This window comes from Bradyrhizobium sp. AC87j1 (assembly GCF_002936975.1).
GTDB classification, from domain to species: domain Bacteria; phylum Pseudomonadota; class Alphaproteobacteria; order Rhizobiales; family Xanthobacteraceae; genus Bradyrhizobium; species Bradyrhizobium shewense.
This window is the reverse complement of the sequence record NZ_PTFE01000196.1, coordinates 1-4,229: the sequence shown is the minus strand read 5'-3', so window position 1 is coordinate 4,229 and position 4,229 is coordinate 1. Positions and strand designations below refer to the sequence as shown.

The following is a 4,229-nucleotide window of genomic DNA, read 5'->3' as shown; positions in this document are numbered from 1 at the left end:
GTCCGGCCTTGGTCCACCGGCGGCGCCGCTTGGACGCGTCGATGTCGACATCACCCAGTCCGCACCTCCGGCTCGGCTCCGCGAGAAGCTAGCGCTACGATCGCGGCAACTAGGTCGTCGGCGGCGGCATCGAGGCGGCGCTCGCCGCAAACTGGACGGCAAAGCTCGACTATCTCCACATCGACCCTGGCATCACCTCTTCGACGAAGATATTCGTTCTCGACACGACGAGTTACCGATCCGACATCCGCAAAAATGTCGATCGCGTCGGCTTCAACACGGCGGACGTTCCTCTCAGGAACGCCGCGGACTGCCTTCCTCGCCCCGACGGGCTTAAGGCTTTCCGCGGCAGTCCTGCCGAACGCGCTCGCGCCGGATCATGCATCGCGGCTTGCCCCGACTGTCGGTATGGCAGACGTTCGTTTCGGTCATCTCCCAACACCTGGTTCGCAAACCTTCTCCTGTTCGGCCAAAGACAGCAGCGATTGGGTTCGATCTTGCGGCGCGCTCTCCGAGTTGCCATCATCCGCGCAAACCGCGATCATGATGCCGTGACTCTCAATTCTCTCAGAAGCCATGTCCGTCGCCTTTACGAGGGCGCAACGCCGAGCGGCGTGCGCTTCCGCTACGCGCTGCTCGCCTTCGATATCGTGACGGTGCTGTTCATCATTGCAACCTCGTTCCTGCCTCCCAGTGAGATCATCGAGACGCTCGACGTTTTGTTCGGCATGCTTCTGCTTGCCGATTTCTCGGCACGACTCCTCGTCGGTCGGCATCCCTTTCGGAAGTTCCGTCAGATTGCGACCTGGGCTGACATGGTAGCGATCGTATCTTTCCTGGCACCGCTTGCCGGCGAGGCGGGCGGCTTTCTCCGGATTCTGCGAACGCTGGGGCTGCTTCGCGACTACCAGATGCTGGCGAGGCTCCGCATCGATTCTCCGTTCTTTCGTCGCAACGAAGAGGTTATCTTCGCGGTGACGAACCTCGCCGTTTTCATATTCGTCATGACCGGGATCGTCTACGAGACCCAGAAGTTTCGCAACAATGAGATCCACAACTATGCCGATGCGCTGTATTTCACCGTCACGGCGCTGACAACGACCGGCTTTGGCGACATTACCCTGCCGGGCACGCTCGGTCGCTTGATCACCGTCGTGATCATGATTTTCGGCGTAACGCTGTTCTTCAATCTCGCACGCGCGCTCCTCAGTCCCCACAAGGTGCGATTTCCGTGCCCCGCTTGCGGGCTCCAGAGGCACGATGCCGACGCCGTGCATTGCAAGGCTTGTGGCGTTGTTCTCAATATTCCCGACGAAGGCGCGACCTGAACAGCTCTCGCGCCCCGGCAACGCCGATTGACGTCTCTCAATTTGACATCGTGCCGGTGTTTTGCCGGGGCGAGGGCAATCCGACATTCGGGGTACCCGTAAGTCATTGAATCGACTGGGGGCGACTACTGTGCATGGGGTTGTTTTCACGTTTCTTGCCCATGCGCCCCGCTGCTGACAGCATGTTGGCAGCAGGGGCAGGCTACGACCATCTCCTGACAAAACGGGGAGCGGATCATGCCGATCGAGGCAAGCTGTCATTGCGGTGAGACGGTGTTCGAGGTGACAGAGGCGCCATCTGGCGTGACGCGCTGCACTTGCACGCTCTGCGCCAAGCGTGGCGCGCTGTGGGCCTATTACACGCCGGCGCAATTCCGCCTGCTGTCGCCCCCTGAGAACGTTGCGACCTATTTGTGGGGTAGCCGCACCGTCAAACATCATTTTTATGCAAGCTGCGGCTGCGGCACCTATTCGGAGTCGCCGGACTGGTCGACCGGCAAGCCCGATTTCGACAATCCCAAGGTCGCGGTGAATGCCCGCCTGTTCGACGATTTCGATCTGGAGCCGGTGCCGGTCAACATGATCGACGGTAAGAACCTGTGGTGAGCATGCATGCGGGCGGATGTCCGCTTCATGTTCGTGCTCTTGAGGCCATTTTGAAAAGCTGATTTGGTTCCGGTCCTGGAAAAAGGGAGGAAGCCATGATGCGTCTTTTTGCGCGAGTGATGCTTGCGATGTGTCTGGCCGTTGCGGCCGGCTTCAATGTCCAGGCGCAGACCAAGCCGAAGGTGACTTCGCTCGGACCAGACTTCCCCAAGGCAGCGCTGTTCGTCGGCAACAGCTTCTTCTACTACAACAACGGCATGCCCGGGCATCTCACCTTCATGGAGCGGGCTGTGGATCCCGCCAATAAGGCGGTGTATCGCAATACCATGGTGACGATCGGTGGCTCCGGCCTCGATTGGCACGACATGGACAATCTACTGCGGCCGGGCGGCCTCGGCGCTTATTCCTTCGACGAGCAGAACAACGTCATCTTCAACAAGCCGGGCCGGCAGTACGACGCCGTCGTGATGATGGATTGCAGCCAGTGCCCGATCCATCCGCAATTGAAGGACGCGTTCGCGACTTTCGCGAAGAAGGACAGCGAGATCGTTCGCGTCCACGGCATGCGGCCGGTGCTGTTCATGTCCTGGGCCTATGCCGACAAGCCGGAGATGACGGAATCGTTGGCCGAGGCCTACACGATCGCAGGCAATGCCAACGATGCGCTGGTCATTCCCGCAGGTCTTGCCTTCGCGCGGGTGCGCAAGCTGCAGCCGGAACTCAATCTGTATGCACTGGACAAGCGGCATCCGAGTCCGGCGGGCACCTATCTTGCGGCATGCGTGACCTTTGCCGCGTTGACAGGCCGTTCGCCTGTCGACAATGCCTACATCATGGGGCTGGATGCGGAGACGACGCGGCTTCTGCAAAAGGCGGCGTGGGACACGGTGCAGGACTATTATGGGCGATAGTGCGTAGGGTGGATTAGCGAAGCGTAATCCACCACTGTTCGTGTCCGCAGAAACAGAAGCGGTGAATTACGCCGGCGGACTGCGCTTCGCGCAGCCGCAGCGCTAATCCACCCTACGGCATCAACGTTCCTTCAACACCACCCATGCCGGCGCGTGATCGCTGGCGCCATCCTCGCCGCGGATTTTCTTGTCGACGCCGACCTTGGCCAGGCGCGGGGCGAGGGCAGGGCTGAGTAGGAGATGATCGAGCCGCAGCCCCGCATCGCGCGGCCAGCGGTTCCGCTTGTAGTCCCAGAACGTGTAGATGCGCTGGTCCGCATGCAACTCGCGGATCGCATCGCACCAGCCTTGCTCGACGAGCGAAGCAAAGGCAGCGCGGCTCTTTGGCTGGATCAGCGCATCCTTGTCCCATGAGCGCGTCGGATAGATGTCGATCTCTTTAGGCGCGACGTTGTAGTCGCCGGCGAGCACGACGGGCAGATCCTGCTTGATGAAGCTCTTGGCGTGGCGCCTGAGGCGCGCGAACCAGTCCAGCTTGTAGTCGAATTTCGGCCCCGGCTGCGGATTGCCGTTCGGCAGGTAGATGCTGGTGACGATGATGCCGCGCACGGCGGCTTCGAGATAGCGGGCTTCGAGATCGCTGGGTTTTCCAGGCAAGCGGTCGCGGGTCAGAATGGGCTCTGCATTGCGGGCAAGGATCGCGACACCGTTCCAGGTCTTCTGTCCGCGCCACACCGCGCCATAGCCGGCCTTTTCGATCGCGGCCGCCGGAAATTCGCCATCACTTGCCTTCAATTCCTGAAGCGCGACGACATCGGGCTTTGCGGCGCGCAGCCATGCCAACAGATTGGGCAGGCGGCGGTTGACGTTGTTGATGTTGAATGTCGCGATCTTCATGTAGAGCTACCGGCTCCTGCCTTCCGTACCCGGAGATACAATGTCCAAGTTGAACTTTGCCGCCATCATCGTCGCCCTCGCGTTCTCCGGGGCCGCGTCGGCACAATCGTCCGACCCGCGCGGTGCGTGCAAGGCAGACTATGACAAATTCTGCGCCGGCATCGCGCCGGGTGGAGGGCGCGTCGTCGCCTGCCTCACCGACAAGCGCGACCAGCTCAGCGCGACCTGCAAGGCGGCGCTGGACAACAGGAAGAAGAAGTAAGCGATCCCTTCCGTGTCCCGGACGCGCGCAGCGCGGGCCGGGACCCGGAAGGCGACACGGTGCGCTGTTGAGAGATGGGCCCCGGCTCTGCAGCGCATTACGCCGCAAAGTACGGCGCACTGCGCCGCGTCCGGGCCACGAGAGTTCAGCCCGGCAGCGGCGGCGGGGCCGCGGGCTGCTCGATCGGCGGCGGGGAGGGCGGCTGCTCGGCGAGGGCATCACCGT

At 61.7% G+C, this 4,229-nt stretch carries 5 protein-coding genes; 4 read left to right on the top strand and 1 reads right to left on the bottom strand.

What is annotated here, in order from left to right; translation table 11 throughout:
* Nucleotides 1-551: 551 nt before the first annotated feature.
* The 3 genes from CV770_RS40530 (at nt 552) to CV770_RS40520 (ending at nt 2,845) form a co-directional block, all read left to right on the top strand.
* Nucleotides 552-1,328 (top strand): potassium channel family protein, encoded by a 777-nt coding sequence (locus tag CV770_RS40530; RefSeq protein ID WP_104466274.1) that lies wholly within the window; start codon nt 552-554, stop codon nt 1,326-1,328.
* A 237-nt stretch (nt 1,329-1,565) separates the two neighbouring features.
* Entirely contained in the window at nt 1,566-1,934 is a 369-nt protein-coding gene (locus tag CV770_RS40525) for a GFA family protein (protein WP_104466273.1), read from the top strand.
* Nucleotides 1,935-2,029: 95 nt separating this feature from the next.
* Nucleotides 2,030-2,845, top strand: a complete 816-nt coding sequence (locus CV770_RS40520; RefSeq protein ID WP_104466272.1) for an SGNH/GDSL hydrolase family protein — start codon at nt 2,030-2,032, stop codon at nt 2,843-2,845.
* A 120-nt stretch (nt 2,846-2,965) separates the two neighbouring features.
* Here the strand turns inward: CV770_RS40520 and CV770_RS40515 are convergent, their stop codons facing one another.
* Complete coding sequence (locus tag CV770_RS40515; RefSeq protein WP_104466271.1) at nt 2,966-3,742, bottom strand: exodeoxyribonuclease III; 777 nt, start codon at nt 3,740-3,742, stop codon at nt 2,966-2,968.
* A 40-nt stretch (nt 3,743-3,782) separates the two neighbouring features.
* On the opposite strand from CV770_RS40515, the gene CV770_RS40510 reads away from it, so the two are divergent.
* Complete coding sequence (locus tag CV770_RS40510) at nt 3,783-4,004, top strand: cysteine rich repeat-containing protein (RefSeq protein ID WP_018317585.1); 222 nt, start codon at nt 3,783-3,785, stop codon at nt 4,002-4,004.
* Nucleotides 4,005-4,229: the final 225 nt, after the last annotated feature.